The sequence below is a fragment of the Photobacterium chitinilyticum genome, from assembly GCF_004104355.1.
GTDB lineage: Bacteria > Pseudomonadota > Gammaproteobacteria > Enterobacterales > Vibrionaceae > Photobacterium > Photobacterium chitinilyticum.
Map to the genome: position 1 here is coordinate 199,582 of NZ_RJLM01000005.1, position 13,806 is coordinate 213,387.

Annotated in this window: 12 protein-coding genes and 1 pseudogene; 8 read left to right on the top strand and 5 right to left on the bottom strand. The window is 40.9% G+C overall.

Translation table 11 applies throughout. The annotated features are described in order from the left end of the window. Positions 1–275 precede the first annotated feature (275 nt). On the top strand, positions 276–659 hold the full coding sequence (locus tag EDI28_RS13955; RefSeq protein ID WP_128784497.1) for an NADH:ubiquinone oxidoreductase: 384 nt from the start codon (positions 276–278) through the stop codon (positions 657–659). 84 nt (positions 660–743) lie between these two features. On the opposite strand, the gene nagA is transcribed toward EDI28_RS13955, so the two are convergent. Further along, the gene (gene nagA / locus EDI28_RS13960) at positions 744–1,868 is read right to left on the bottom strand and encodes an N-acetylglucosamine-6-phosphate deacetylase (protein ID WP_128784498.1); all 1,125 of its coding nucleotides are present in this window, start codon (positions 1,866–1,868) and stop codon (positions 744–746) included. Positions 1,869–2,158: 290 nt separating this feature from the next. Here nagA and EDI28_RS13965 point away from each other — a divergent pair, with 290 nt between their 5' ends. Next, a complete protein-coding gene (locus EDI28_RS13965; protein ID WP_128784499.1) occupies positions 2,159–2,920 on the top strand; it encodes a DmsC/YnfH family molybdoenzyme membrane anchor subunit in 762 nt (253 codons plus the stop codon). 88 nt (positions 2,921–3,008) lie between these two features. Here the strand turns inward: EDI28_RS13965 and EDI28_RS13970 are convergent, their stop codons facing one another. Together EDI28_RS13970 and EDI28_RS27345 are read right to left on the bottom strand one after the other, a co-directional pair. Further along, positions 3,009–3,548 (bottom strand): hydrolase, encoded by a 540-nt coding sequence (locus EDI28_RS13970; RefSeq protein ID WP_128784500.1) that lies wholly within the window; start codon positions 3,546–3,548, stop codon positions 3,009–3,011. 115 nt (positions 3,549–3,663) lie between these two features. Next, positions 3,664–3,822: pseudogene (locus tag EDI28_RS27345) on the bottom strand (glutamate synthase-related protein); the annotation flags it as partial. Between the two features lie 237 nt (positions 3,823–4,059). Here EDI28_RS27345 and EDI28_RS13980 point away from each other — a divergent pair. The 4 genes from EDI28_RS13980 to EDI28_RS13995 all read left to right on the top strand — a co-directional run bounded on the left by EDI28_RS13980 (position 4,060) and on the right by EDI28_RS13995 (position 8,354). Next, complete coding sequence (locus EDI28_RS13980) at positions 4,060–4,749, top strand: VC0807 family protein (RefSeq protein ID WP_128784501.1); 690 nt, start codon at positions 4,060–4,062, stop codon at positions 4,747–4,749. 155 nt (positions 4,750–4,904) lie between these two features. Then, positions 4,905–5,186 carry a peptidylprolyl isomerase PpiC gene (ppiC, locus tag EDI28_RS13985; RefSeq protein WP_128784502.1) on the top strand — a complete coding sequence of 94 codons (282 nt, stop codon included), beginning with the start codon at positions 4,905–4,907 and terminating at the stop codon, positions 5,184–5,186. A 722-nt stretch (positions 5,187–5,908) separates the two neighbouring features. Next, a complete protein-coding gene (locus EDI28_RS13990) occupies positions 5,909–7,753 on the top strand; it encodes a lipoxygenase family protein (RefSeq protein WP_128784503.1) in 1,845 nt (614 codons plus the stop codon). Positions 7,754–7,994: 241 nt separating this feature from the next. Further along, positions 7,995–8,354, top strand: a complete 360-nt coding sequence (locus tag EDI28_RS13995) for a phasin-related domain-containing protein (RefSeq protein ID WP_128784504.1) — start codon at positions 7,995–7,997, stop codon at positions 8,352–8,354. A 739-nt stretch (positions 8,355–9,093) separates the two neighbouring features. Here EDI28_RS13995 and EDI28_RS14000 read toward each other — a convergent pair. Then, positions 9,094–10,401 (bottom strand): winged helix-turn-helix domain-containing protein, encoded by a 1,308-nt coding sequence (locus EDI28_RS14000; RefSeq protein WP_128784505.1) that lies wholly within the window; start codon positions 10,399–10,401, stop codon positions 9,094–9,096. A 357-nt stretch (positions 10,402–10,758) separates the two neighbouring features. Here EDI28_RS14000 and EDI28_RS14005 point away from each other — a divergent pair, with 357 nt between their 5' ends. Next, complete coding sequence (locus EDI28_RS14005; protein ID WP_128784506.1) at positions 10,759–12,003, top strand: autotransporter outer membrane beta-barrel domain-containing protein; 1,245 nt, start codon at positions 10,759–10,761, stop codon at positions 12,001–12,003. A gap of 71 nt (positions 12,004–12,074) precedes the next feature. On the opposite strand, the gene EDI28_RS14010 is transcribed toward EDI28_RS14005, so the two are convergent. After that, positions 12,075–13,193: a hypothetical protein gene (locus EDI28_RS14010; protein ID WP_199287431.1), complete on the bottom strand. Its 1,119-nt coding sequence runs from the start codon at positions 13,191–13,193 to the stop codon at positions 12,075–12,077. A gap of 325 nt (positions 13,194–13,518) precedes the next feature. Here EDI28_RS14010 and EDI28_RS14015 point away from each other — a divergent pair, with 325 nt between their 5' ends. Next, positions 13,519–13,797, top strand: a complete 279-nt coding sequence (locus tag EDI28_RS14015) for a hypothetical protein (protein WP_128784507.1) — start codon at positions 13,519–13,521, stop codon at positions 13,795–13,797. Positions 13,798–13,806 lie beyond the last annotated feature (9 nt).

Genomic DNA, 13,806 nt, shown 5'->3' on the forward strand with positions numbered 1-13,806 from the left:
TTTTCTAGAGGAAACATTTCAAATGTTACCGTTTGAAATTATTTCTTACAAATCGACTGTTATTTAACAGGTTGTTAACCATGATTCGTTTTCTTTAGTAATAGCAGGGGGTTGCCATGTTACGAAATGTAAAATGATGTTGGCTGTGCGCTTCTGAAACTTTGGTTTAGTTTGCCCCTAGTATGAATATCGAGCGAAAGGTGGGAAAATACCTCTGTAAGCAATGATTCGCATTGAAAGTTTGTTTTTTCGTATTCGCACTAGAGGAGTGTATTATGAAGTTCGGTCTGATTTTTCTAATGTCTACTTTAGGCGGTGTGCTTTCAGGAGAACATTTTCACTCGTTTATGGCCGGGTTTGGTATTGCATCAGTTGCCGTTGGTTCGGGTTATTGGTTGGCTTTTCGGTGTTCTACTCGATACCCGCAGTTGGCATTAATGCTACTGCTTATGGGCATGATGGCTAAGATGGCGGTTACTATAACTGGCGTGATGTGGGGCATAGAGGCGAACGTGATTAATTCTCCAATCATTTTTGCTCTGTCGTATCTGTTCTTTTCGATTGTTGTTACTTATCTCTACTCAAGATTACGTGAATTTCAGATGGCGCGGGCATCTGCGGCTGATAAAGCAAGCAAATTACAGCTAAAAGCGGCTTAATTATAGCTTGAGTCAAAAAGCGAGCTAAAGGCTCGCTTTTTTTGTGTCTTTTATGGGTCAAGACTTAATCATTGATTAGGCGTATTAAACTCGCTTCACACCCATTTGATAAACACTGTGAATCTCGTTGCTTTTAGTGAGTAGGGTGATATTAGCTTTATAACCTTCAGCTATCACGCCATATTGGTCATCGATCTTCAAGGCTTTTGCTGGATATAAGCTAGCCATTCGCAATGCCTCTTCGCGGCTAACACCAACATGGTGGATTAAGTTCTGCACTCCCTCAATCATCGTAATGGCAGAACCGGCAATAGTGCCATCTTTATAGTGGCATTTACCGTTGGTGACATAACCTTTGATGCCAGCCATATCGTATTCGGTCATGTCTGTTCCTGCCGGCGTAACAGCATCTGTCACCATGAATAGTTTTTCCCCCATGATCTGATGAGCTATACGGACAGATGCGTAATCAGAATGAATGCCGTCGACGATAATACCGGCATGCGGCTTTTTATCGAAAATGTATCCGACGACTCCTGGTTCACGAGAGCCCAGCGGGCTCATAGCGTTATAAAGATGGGTGGCCATGGTGATACCTTGTTTTTCTTCTAGTTCTTTATAAGTGGCATTAGTATGGCCGAGTGAAATCGTGATTCCTGCATGGGTCAGAATATCAATGACTGACTGAGCGGTGTTTTCAGGGGCGAGAGTAATCACTTTGATCTTATCGGCATGATCGGCTAAATAATAAGCGGTCATTTCATCGAGGTGGCGAATGTGGATTGGATCGTGCGCTCCTTTTTTTTCTTTACTAATAAAAGGGCCTTCAAGGTGCAGGCCAAGAATACCTTCTGCCGTTTTATCCTCAATGTCACCAACCATGTCTATAACCTGGCGCATTGAATCATTACCACTTGTTATGAAAGTGGGAAGGTATTGTGTCGTACCGTTTTTGAGGTTGGTCTGGTTCATGATATCCAGTGTATTTTTTCGGATATCGGTGTTTAGCAGTACACCGCCGCAGCCATTTAGTTGAATATCGATAAACCCGGCTGTGGCCGTTAACCCATTGCCGTCAAAGGTAACTTCGGGTAACGAAGCTTCATTCATCGGGGTGACGGCCACAATCGTATCATCTTCAATGAGTATGGCTTGGTTGTTGGCAATGCTATGGCCATCAAATACATCAACATGAGTTATTGCAAACATAGGCGTCTCTGTTCAATCTTTCCATTCAACTCCAGAAGTAAATGGACAGGTATCATTCCTGCATTTCTTCCAACCGTATTATCCAAATATATTCGCACTTATTTTTTCTCTAAAAATAAGATAGCGAATTGTCGGGCTTTTAGTCAACAACTAGGCGATATTTTTTGTCTATTTTGCTCTTTTCAATTCTGGCACATCGATTCGGGTTAAGGCACAATACGCACCTTTCATAATTACAGAAAATTCTCTGATGAGCTTGTGAAACAGGTGTCAGATAGAAGAGGTAGGTCATGGCTTGGTTTGATTGGCCATTTATTTTATCCAGTGTGTTTGCTCAACTTTCAATAGGGGCATTCCTAATTTTGGGCTCAGTGATTTTCAGCGGGAAGTTATGCTTTGGTCAAACTGACCGTTTGCATAAGACAATGCCAGTATTATGGATGTTGTTGTTTGCCTCGTTGGCTTTGCGCGAAATTAACTTGGTGCTGTCTCAGACCCATTCGGTATACAGCTTCAGCATTGAAGCGATGATAGTTACCATTTTCTTTGTACTCGCATTGCTATATTGGTTTGCTGAGAAGGCTCTGATTGGCAGTGATGCGACGAGAAAGGTGATGCTTTCAGTCGTATTAATGAGTGGTTTGGTTTACTTCGGTCACGGTTTGATGCAGCGAAGTGAGCAGTGGCTAGTTGCCGCTCATTTTATTGCAACAACCTTGTGTGGTGGAACGTTATTTGCCCATACCGCACTTGTTAGGGCTGAACATAAAGTTGAAGAAGTTAACCGTTATCTACCGCTATTAGGTGCTGTAATTGCCGTGATTTGTCTTCTAACCGGTATTCCTCAGCTAGCCGACCTTGCAAGTCGAGCAGAAACCTATAATGAAATATCACCATTCGTGGCGCATGTACTCAGCTTAGGGTTATTGCTGGCTGCGGTTGGCGTGTGGCTGATGCCGATAATAACGAAGAGTAAGCCAGTTCTTCATGTTATGACGTTTGCATTAGCTCTGATCTTTATCTCGTCTTATTGCGCCGGTGTCGGCTATTAGCGGTAAGTTGTGATAGCTAAATAGTTGATAGTTAACGATATGACTTGAAAGCCGATGGGAAACCATCGGCTTTTTTGATTTTGATATTTTACTTGATAATACTCAGGATTTGTTTGAAACGTTCGCCTTCAGCAATCTCCTGAAGCTCAAATAGCACCATTTCTGTACAAGAAAGCTCTGCGCCTGCCTGTTGGAGCTTGTTTAAGGCAACTTGTTTGTTCTGTGGGTTGCGCGATGAAACAGCATCACTGATTACTTCAACATGGTAGCCGGCATTGATCATCTCGCGGACTGTTTGATAGACACAGATATGCGCTTCTATTCCCACCAGGATGACATTTTTGCAACCCGTTTCGGCAAGTGCTTCGACAAACTCTGAAGACTTATAGCAGCTGAAGCTATTTTTGGCGATTGGTTGGTGATCGTGGAGCTGATCGGCAATTTGCGGTATCGTCGGGCCGAGTTTTTTTGGTATTTGCTCTACCCACACAATAGGTAAATCGAGGATTTTCGCACCTCTGACAATGGTCTCTAGATTACTGAAGAGTACATCCTTTTGATCCATGATCTGAGCGAGTTTACCTTGGACATCAACAATGACGAGGGCGGTATTAGTAGAATTAAGCATCTTAAAGTCCTTTTATTAGTGTGAGCCAAATAGAGCAGGGCTTGTTTGGTCTTTGCGAATCAGCTTATCAGAATATCAATCTCTTTGCTTAAAGCCGGAGTACTCAACGCCAGCAAGACGAGCCATCTCGTGCCAGTTGATGAATAAACGCCACCGCCGGCTCTTCCTTGGTTGCAGAGGCCACAGGCATAGCATTCTTGGTGGCTGTAAATCCGGGGCCCTCTTTTCCGACGTCTGGGCAGGTAAATTGCTTGTGTGTGCCATCGCAAAAAGGTTGGCTTGGTCATTGCTGACTCCTTGTTCGGTGTTCCTGCATGACAGTAATAAGGTAATTCATAGATTTGTTAATAGAGTGTGGGGGAGGTTATGCAAATTCGCAGGGTGTTGAACAGAAGAATATACGCATTAAGAATGATAATTTACGCTTTGTAACTGGAACACTCTTTACACCAGCCCCAAATCACGGAACAATGGCTAGGTATTAACTTTTAGGTAACGTTTGAAAGAGATTATGGCAGAGAAAAAAGCGAACCCATTTACTGATTTGATTTTTAACGTCATTGTCCCATCTGTTGTCCTCATGAAATTGAGTGGTGAGGAGCATTTAGGATCTGTCGGCGCGTTAGTTGTCGCTTTAGCATTCCCGGTTGTTTTCGGAGGCTATGAGTTAATCAAGTACAAGAAATTTAACTTTATTTCGTTGCTAGGCTTTGTCAGTGTATTGCTGACTGGCGGTATTGGCTTGCTGGAGCTAGACGCCAAGTGGCTGGCAGTAAAAGAAGCACTTATCCCAGGTCTGATCGGCTTGGGTGTGTTTATCTCAACATTTACTAAGTATCCGGTAGTAACCAAAATGTTGTTTAACGACACTGTTCTTAACCTACCATTGATCAAAGAAAAACTGGGTGAAAATGGTAAGCAGCCAGACTTTGAACGATGCTTGGTGAGATCTAATTACTTGTTTTCAGCCACGTTTGTCTTTTCGTCTGTAATGAATTACGTACTTGCAACGATGATTGTGACTAGTCCGTCTGGTTCCCAAGCTTTCAATGAAGAGTTGGGTAAGCTGACGCTGATGAGCTACCCGATGATTGCCATTCCCTCAATGGTAATGATGATGGGTATTTTCTACTTTGTATGGCGTCAAATTCGTCAGATGACCAATTTAGAAACCGCTCAGATTTTCAATACTCAGCAATAAGCCATCAAGCAAACAAACAAACTACAATGCCAGCCGATAAGTCGACTGGCATTTTTTGCACCTCAGTGTGGTCCGAGTGATATTAACACTTGCCACTTATAGTGATTTATCGCACACTTTCAGCGATTTATTATTGGTTATATTAGGTTTGCATCATGGCCACTACAGCAGCAGCACTTCACATTTTGGTGAAACATAAAGAACAAGCGGATGATATTCTGAAGCAATTGAAAAAAGGGGCTAAATTCCAGACCCTTGCCAAGAAATACTCAACGTGTCCGTCGGGAAAACGCGGCGGAGATCTCGGTGAGTTCCGTAAAGGTGCGATGGTCCCTGCATTCGACAAAGCAGTCTTTACGGGGAAGGTACTGGAACCTATCGGCCCGGTAAAAACCAAGTTTGGTTACCATGTCATCAAAGTATTATATCGTACTTAATTTTCACTATTAGATCAGAGCCCTATTTCGTGCTGAGTAATAAGGGTGGGGCTCATGATGTGACAACTCTTACTCGGTTATTGGTTATCCTTTTATTGTGCCTATTCCTAGCCTCAATGTAGGTGATTTATGAAATCCGATATGTGTTCGAAACACGCTGAACAAGACTTGGTGAAAGATGTATGGGATACGGTAGGTGTACCTGAAGACATTACCTTCTACCGTTAACTGAAATTATGATTACTTCTTGAAAAATCCGAAATTTATTTTTATAAAGTGCCAAAAGTTTTAAGATACAAACAACATACTCAAGCCATTTCAAAGTGTTGTGTTACTTGATCAGCCCATCATGATAGCTGTATATAAAACAGTGTTTTCTAGTGGCGCATAATTCTATAAATACTAAGCTGAAGTGTCTAGTTAATTCGGTGGCTAGTCATTGGTTGCTTCTGTGAAAAATTCCTCATGCCATATCTATTGAGCCATTAAATAGCGTAAATTTGTTATGTGGCTCACATTATTGTATCTCATATGCAACTGGTTTTACTTTGTCGCTAGTTTATTTGCATTCCTGAACTATCTTCTTTAACACATATCATCGATTAGACGTTCGTCGCTACTACACACGATATTCGATGGAGTGATGTCAATGACCATTCTTTCAATTCTTGCATGCAATGGTCGCTCTCGTGTATCCATATATCAATAAGAAAGGATTCATCATGTTTAACTTATTTCCACGTAAACATCCGTCACTTCCGCAAAATGACAGCAAACGACAGCAAGAAAAACGTCTTAAACAACTGGAAAACACACAGGGAAAATATGCTTGGGATCTTGAGCACCCTAATGTAGCGCCGGTTCCAATGGTAAAAGAAGTGCCTAAAGAAGCTGATCCTACTTTAATTTGGGGGATCACCGTATTGAAGGTTTTAGTGCCTATTGTAGATAATCTCGTTGCCAACGTAAAAGATGCTGCTGAGCTGGTAGATATCAAAGATGGTTTGAATGAGGTTTCAGAGGCGGTAGGGAATTTGAAGCCTGGGCAGCAGTGGGCTTTAATTACTAACACAACTGAAATGCTAAAATCATTAGTCGATTTGTATCTTAGGTTGGTTCGTTCGGAGGTAAAGGAATACCGTAAAGGTGCAGGTCTAGAAGCTTATAAAGATCTGTTCAAAAAAATTCCGTTACCGGCAGTTGCTGACGTTTTCCAACAAAATGATGTCTTCGCTCGCTACCGGGTTGCAGGGCAAAATCCAATGCTAATAAAAGGTATTTCTAGCCTACCGGATAATTTTCCGGTCAGCGAAGCAGGGTACCAAAAAGTGATGGGGGAAGATGACACGTTAGTCGAGGCTTTGGCTGAAAACCGGATATATCTTTTAGATTACTATGAATTAGAGATACTTGTAGATAATCCTCAAGGGCCAGAGAAACAAGTATTTGCACCTATTGCACTATTTGCAATTCCTAAAGGTGATAAATCGCTGACTCCCGTTGCGATTCAGAGTGGTCAAAACAAGGATGATTTTGCGATCACCTATGCCGTCGAGAATAATGATAATTCCCCAGAGTATTGGCAGTGGCAAGCCGCGATGTCTTTGGTTCAAGTGGCTGACGGTAATTATCATGAATTGTTTGTACATCTCGGCCGTACGCACTTGATTATTGAAGCTTTTACCATTGCAACAAATCGCTGTCTTGCTGAATCACACCCGGTTAATGTGCTATTGCTTCCTCACTTCGAGGGTACCTTATTTATTAACAATAGTGCTGCAGGTTCTTTGATTGCCCCCGGTGGCCCTATTGATGATATTTTTGGTGGTAAAATTAAATCGACACAGCTAGCTGCGGGCACAGACAGGCTTGAACTCAATTTCTATGACTATATGCTGCCAAATGATTTAGCTACACGCCACGTGGATAACAAAGATTTCTTGCCAGATTATCCGTACCGCGACGATGCTATTTTGGTTTGGGAAGCAATTCAGAGTTGGACTACGGACTATATTAATGTTTATTACGCCGATGATGCTGCAGTAACTGAAGATTATGAGTTAACAGCATGGACAGAATCGTTAATGGCGGAAGGAGCGATAAAAGGGTTTAAACCTATTACAACTCGAGAGCAGTTGTCAGAAGTGCTTACAATGGTCATTTTCTCTTCCAGCGCACAGCATGCTGCCGTCAATTTCCCTCAAAGTTCCTTGATGAGCTTTGCTCCTGCGGTAACCGGCGCTATTTGGGGAAAAGATCCAACAAACGTCCAAACAGAGGCTGCCTGGCTACAAAACTTCCCTCCTATGCGAGAATCTCTGGAGCAGCTTTCGTTGCTGCAAATTCTAGGAGGCGTTTACTACCGTCAATTAGGTGAATATCGTACAAATAACTTCCCTTATTTGGATTGGTTCGAGGATGATAGGATCACTGATGAAGGCGGGCCACTCAGTCAGTTCCAAGCTTCCTTAGTTGATATCGAAAAAACGATCAATATCCGGAATGAAACTCGTCAAGAATATAGCTTCTTATTGCCAAGCAAAATTCCACCAAGCATTAATATTTAAGTCGGTGTAAGTCGATAGAGATAAGGGCGAGCGGCAAACCTCACCCTTATCCCTCTCCCTGCATCCCCCTGTATGACTTTGAGCCTCGTATTGGTGCTGACTTACTCTGACATCAATTGCTCAATCTTTTATTGATACGCAATTTTAGTGAGAAGACTCTAATTGAAACTATTATCTTGTTACGAAGGAGTCATCTCATACCATGGATGGCAGTTGATATTGTATGAATGAGGACAGGATAATGAACATTACTAAAGCTGCATCTGATGAATCAAGGGAAGAAAAGAAACGTTATCACAGCATTTGGTTGGCAGGGTTGGGCGCATATGCCAAGAGTGTTGATGAAATTGATCAGCTATCCGGCAAAAGCAAAAACATGTTTAATGAATTAGTTGAAGATGGCCGCAGTGTTGAATCAGAATTTAAGGAACGAATTCACACTACTCGTATCCATACTTCTGTTTCAATTGAAGAACGTGCTCACCAATTAGTGCAGAGAGTTGTTGGAATTGATAATGACCGTTTAGACCGTATTGATGACAAAATTGATCAGCTAACGGTAAATATTGAAGCGCTATTGGCTCGCAGGCAGGCTAAGTAGTTGCTGAAACGTAATAAAACACCAACGCTGCTTGTAAAGTATTACTAGGTTAGGGCTAATAAGCGTGATTACGTTTTTGGGTGTGAACTATTTGTAGAATAAGTTAGTTTTATTGCGAATGTGAATTACCTGGCTCTTACGTGTATCAGCCCAAGCTAGAATCTGTGAATAGTGTTTTTTTACTAAAGCAAGGTAAACTCCAACCAGCGCAAAGCTCAGGCATATAAGTTGGCTGGAGTTCTCAACTTTCGAAGGGGTTAACATTAGGACGATGCCTAGTGTGGCACCGAGAATGCTTAAGCCAACCATTAGCGGATAGGCCAAGTGAAAGAAAGACTGTAAGCAGAGCAATGTGGTGAACAACACTCGTTTGAAACGCCTCATCGGCATTCTCCCCAATAAAAATACTGTTACATTAATTTAACAAGCGCCACTGAAATAGCAACACATATTATTGGAGTTTTCAGCGGGAATACTGATATTAACTAGTTGGAACGGGGACGTTATTTACTTGGTCGAGAGGGTTCGAGCATTTTTCATTGGAAATTCGCATCACTTCAGCTTGGAGGGATTCATCAGTGCAAAAGCTGCAATAGGGAAAAATACCGATTCATTTGATATTTGCATTTCGTTGTGGTCTGTTTAGATTACCTGATGTAATGGATAGTATAGCTGAATTACTCAATACCCAAGTAAACTCGTCTGTATCTTGAGGTTGCCTGGGTATAATACCGTATGCTTAGTTACACTCCGGGTCTCGATTAAGCTGAAGGTAGTCTTTGCATTTTGCGAACTGAAAAAACTCATTGAAGTTTGAGTCTTCATCACCTTGTTTACTAAACCAGTAAAACCCCACCTCGGAAGAGTACCAAAGAAAGAGCCCTCTTTGTCTGTAAAGCATGTAATTATCATACCCAACAGCTTTCGTGTACAAGCTGTTCTCATAGTTTTTAACTTCGCCAGGGAGTTTGATGCCCATTTTTGAGAGCTCTTCTTTAGAATTGATCCAATAGAAGTATTCAGGTGTTATTTTGCTTGTCGCAATAAATGGCTCTAACGATGTATCTATTAACGTGAATTGGCCTCCTTTGAAAGATATGGCGACAAACTCCGCTTTGTCTTTGTTCATTCGGTAGCTTATTCCTGTGAATTTCCACGTGTTTTGTTCTTTCTTCTGAATAAAGTATTGAGACAAATTCGGAGAGATATTGCCGTTCTCAAGATATAAATTATATGATTTAGCTGATGCTTTTATCTTTGTATCGCTTTCATAGACGGACATAGCACCTATTGCCATTGATTCTTCGGTTAGTAGTGGCCAAAAAGCACTAAGATCAAAATGCTTAAAAGTAACAGCACGAGCGGATTCGGGGTCACAGAAATTCTCTTTGGTCTTATTGCAGAAAGCAATTGAGTAATTCTCATCAGACTTCGCCATGAAGAAGATCTTATTCCGTATATCTTTTGGGGTTATGTATTGATTGCTGTAATCCCGAAGATAGGCAAGATTGTCTTCGTTCCTAGATAACAGTACAACGGTATTGTTATCATCATCAGTAATGATTTGGTGGTAGAACTGCTCTGCAGGGTAGTGGTTGTAAAGGCTGAACAGAGCTAAGACAACGAATACGGTTAAGGTAAAAAAAATAGAGCACTTAGTGCTGCGCTGTGGTTTTCCTTCTTTTTTATCAACACTTTTTTGGGGAGGAACGGACTCAACATAAGGCGTAACGATGATTTTATAGCCTAACTTGGGGACTAACTCGATAATTTGCCCTTTCTCTTCCTCTTTGAGTTTTATGCGGAGGTTTCGAATTGTCTGAAATAGAGATGTTGGTGCGACTTCTTTTCTCGCCCAGCCAGCTTTGAGTAATTCTGCTTTCGAAACCATACGAGGAGAGTTAATTACGAGACTATATAGCACTTCGCGTTCTGAACGATTGAGCTCAATGGTTTGCTGATTGTTGAACAGTTGCTTAGACGAGCAATCAAACTGAAGGACTTTGCCGAGTTGAACTGTATGTGTAGGGATGTAGCTATCAGGCATGCTTGTATTGCTCAAAAAGAATGTGGCTTAGCTGCTAAAGGAATCTACAGGAAACAACGTATTGATTTCCTGAAAAATCATATGACATGAATGTTAAATATTGCCACAGAATATATATAGAAGCTAGTTACAGCACTGGTAAAAACCGACAGTATTTCAATAAAATACGTAAGCTTATAATGACGATTAGCACTAATTATTGTAATTGGACAAATTTGTTTGAAAATTTACCGATATGGTCATTTTTGCGACACGACGAAACAGGCGCACTTCCTATACTGATTTATGACTCCATCACGATTTATAATTTTAAGAATCCGACTGTGGTGGAGGGCAATATTATTGGGGGATGTGGGTATGTCTACAAATCTGATAAGGCTTGTTACACCGGTCTTAGTAGCAGGTATATTGTTGAATCATCAAGAGGTCAGTGCTGCGAACACTGAGTCACAAGAATCGATGACAAGCCTGTTATCAGCGGAAGTCTATAAAGCTATTGCAGAGTTAATGACGCTGGCGAGTGATATCAGAGGAGATAAACCTGATTCAAGTGATATCGGCCAATATAGTCTCGGCCAAGGTTTGATGTATTCGCCTATTGCAACCAATAATAGCGAAATGGGGCTGCGGGCAAACAATTTGCGTACTGCCGCTAAACTTAATGCACAGCCCTCTACCTATAATGGTCAATATTCAGAGTTAACGCTTTATCAAACGGGTTATCTCGGTGAGCAAAATTACTCCCGATTAGGCGCATACTTCCGAGTAAACTCCCACATACTTAGCAATGAAAGCTCAATGCTAGTTAACTCAAGAAGTCAGGAACAGGAAGGTTACTCGCTAACATTAGGTGGTGATTATTTATTGAATGACCATTATTTGTTTGGTTTAGCTCTTGGATTACCGTTTGATGAAAATGAGAAACAAAATACTGAGAGTGATGTCGATGGTTTGGTCGCCTCAGGGTATTTTAGTTATTTCCGTGATGATTGGTATGTTGATTTTACCGCTAGTTATGCACTAATGGATACAGATATCGAGCGTCGTATTACTCATTACAGTGATAGTGTTATTAATGATACGACTGAAGCGGATTCTGATATTTGGGTTTTCTCTTTGGGAGGGGGGTATGTTGTTGATTACAATTATTTAAATATTGCTTTCGAAAGTAGTGTCCAATATACCCTTTCAGATACAGATCGTTACACAGAGCGCCTGTCAAAGGGAAACTCCAATTATCTTATCTCGAAAGTTGATAATATAAATAATCTTGAATCAACAATGCTAATCACTGGTGTGAGTATTTCTCATCCATTCCATTCTAGTTTAGGTATCTTTCAGCCGTATGTTAGGGGCTATGTGCATTATGATATTGATAGTGGATCCGAGCGAATTATTAGCCAGTTAAAAGCTGACCATTCGGGTAGTGTATTGCCTATTATTGTAAATTCTGATGATGCTGTTTATGGCCGCATGCACTTGGGGCTTTCTGGAGCATTTAATGAATACTGGCATGGTTATGCCGAAGCAAGTACGCTTGTTGGCCTTGATGAACTGTCGGCGTCTTCATTTACGATTGGCGTAAGTATCTCTTTGAATTAAATGGTAGTTTAGAGTTGCTGCCGTTTATTATCAAGCGATCGTTTCTAAGTCATCAGTTCTCGTGTATAAGTTTAGGGTGTTGGAATTGTTCTTTTTAATCTGTCTATACCACCGTCTGAGCTGAAAAAAAGCTCTAGCTCTACCATTATTCCTGGGTTGATTTTGTAGTTGAATTTATCTTGAAAATCGAGTTCTGGCGTGATGGTAAGATACAGCCACTGCTTATATAGCCGATGTTTCCAACCTACCGATACCCAGGAGTTGGTAATGGAGTAACTTGGCCTTGAATCTGCACTAATTCCTATTGAATACTGGACCAGGTTATAGTCATTAACCCGATCAATAATTTCTGCTTGTTGTACATATTCCCAGTTATTATCGGTATCAAGGTATTGTAAGTTTGAACTAAGCTTTAGTATTGTCGAAGGGTCATCTCTACGTGAATAATATAGGTCGAGTGATGACAAACTTCCGGGCCCCTTGGAGTGGTAATAAAAAATCTCTTGCTTAAATCGGCTAGTCCAGTTGAAGCTAATTTGATCAACACGCCGGAGATCTGCACGTGCAAATGGGTCCAAAGGCCATTTTAGTTTAACGCCAAGATCTATATTTGTTTTCCATTCGCCCAGCTTTCTGCCCTGAAGACGGACTCCCCCGATAGGGCTATTCAGGCCATTAGCACTGTTACTACTAATACTACGTTCTTTGTCTTCTAGCCGGTCAAAATCATCAGGATCTGTTTCAAATATTAACTTCCAGTTTTTCTTTGTGTGGGGGAGATCTAACTTTAAGTACACACTTGCATCGGGATCGAAATCTTCACGATGTGTATAACGGTTTTTTAACCGAATGCGTAGGTAGCTCCGATTGCTCATGGGGGCCTCATCTTCATTTTTCCCAACAAAGTGGTCAAATGAGGCTCCATATTCTTGAATACTATCGGAGATCGAAAGTTGTGTATCGTCGACCCACGACTGAAATGTGCTATCGGTTAATGGTTCAGTTGGGGGTTCTTTGAATGGTTTATATACAGGTTCTTGTGAGGTTACTTTTGTTGGCAATTCCTCGGCCAGAATGGGATTAGTGATCAAAATACCAAAGAAGAGGGATGAGTATTTAAATGAATTCGTTATTGAGCTTGTTGCCTGAAGACATTTCTCTCTTTGGTGATAATGAAACGGTTTTGTCACTTTCTCACCTCTTTGTATTACTGATAAGCTTTTGAAACAGAGATAATATAAGTGTAGTTCACTTGAAAGATGGTACATGGTGATGAAACGCACCTCTTGGGAAATGAGATGTTTTGCTAAAAAAATAACTTTTCTGCCCTGTATCACTCATCTGAAACTATCTCTGAATACTGTGAATTTATTTAAAAACATAGCCTTACACTTAATTGCAGTTTGATTGTTAAAGAATGGCAAAAAAGTCATAGGTCAAAAATATCAACTACACTTTAACTGATTTAAAAATCTGTACATTGGAGTACAGGATTATTTACGGAGTAAAAATACGATGGATAGTTCGGACTTTGATGGAATCAAGAGAGACATATCACTCACGGTTAATGATATTTTTGAAGATTTTGAGGAAGATAATAACTGTTTGCCTACAATCGAAGAGTTTAGAAAACTGTTTTCTGGGTATGCTGAACAATATATTGGCCCAATGGATGAGCTTAGTGTTGAAGGGATTACTAATAATTTTGAGAAGCATCAATCTAGAGAGCAAAAAATATGGCGTGCAGTGAATGAGCTTGAAGCCGAACAACGATTTTTAAGATCTGAGCAATAGTTTGGGTAC

Coding starts and splice junctions, on each gene's coding strand:
- EDI28_RS13965 (WP_128784499.1), top strand. CDS start 2,159: ATGGCTTGGTTTGATTGGCCATTTATTTTATCCAGTGTGTTTGCTCAA.
- EDI28_RS14000 (WP_128784505.1), bottom strand. CDS start 10,401: ATGCCTGATAGCTACATCCCTACACATACAGTTCAACTCGGCAAAGTC.
- ppiC (WP_128784502.1), top strand. CDS start 4,905: ATGGCCACTACAGCAGCAGCACTTCACATTTTGGTGAAACATAAAGAA.
- EDI28_RS14005 (WP_128784506.1), top strand. CDS start 10,759: ATGTCTACAAATCTGATAAGGCTTGTTACACCGGTCTTAGTAGCAGGT.
- EDI28_RS13980 (WP_128784501.1), top strand. CDS start 4,060: ATGGCAGAGAAAAAAGCGAACCCATTTACTGATTTGATTTTTAACGTC.
- EDI28_RS13990 (WP_128784503.1), top strand. CDS start 5,909: ATGTTTAACTTATTTCCACGTAAACATCCGTCACTTCCGCAAAATGAC.
- EDI28_RS13995 (WP_128784504.1), top strand. CDS start 7,995: ATGAACATTACTAAAGCTGCATCTGATGAATCAAGGGAAGAAAAGAAA.
- EDI28_RS13955 (WP_128784497.1), top strand. CDS start 276: ATGAAGTTCGGTCTGATTTTTCTAATGTCTACTTTAGGCGGTGTGCTT.
- EDI28_RS14015 (WP_128784507.1), top strand. CDS start 13,519: ATGGATAGTTCGGACTTTGATGGAATCAAGAGAGACATATCACTCACG.
- EDI28_RS13970 (WP_128784500.1), bottom strand. CDS start 3,548: ATGCTTAATTCTACTAATACCGCCCTCGTCATTGTTGATGTCCAAGGT.
- nagA (WP_128784498.1), bottom strand. CDS start 1,868: ATGTTTGCAATAACTCATGTTGATGTATTTGATGGCCATAGCATTGCC.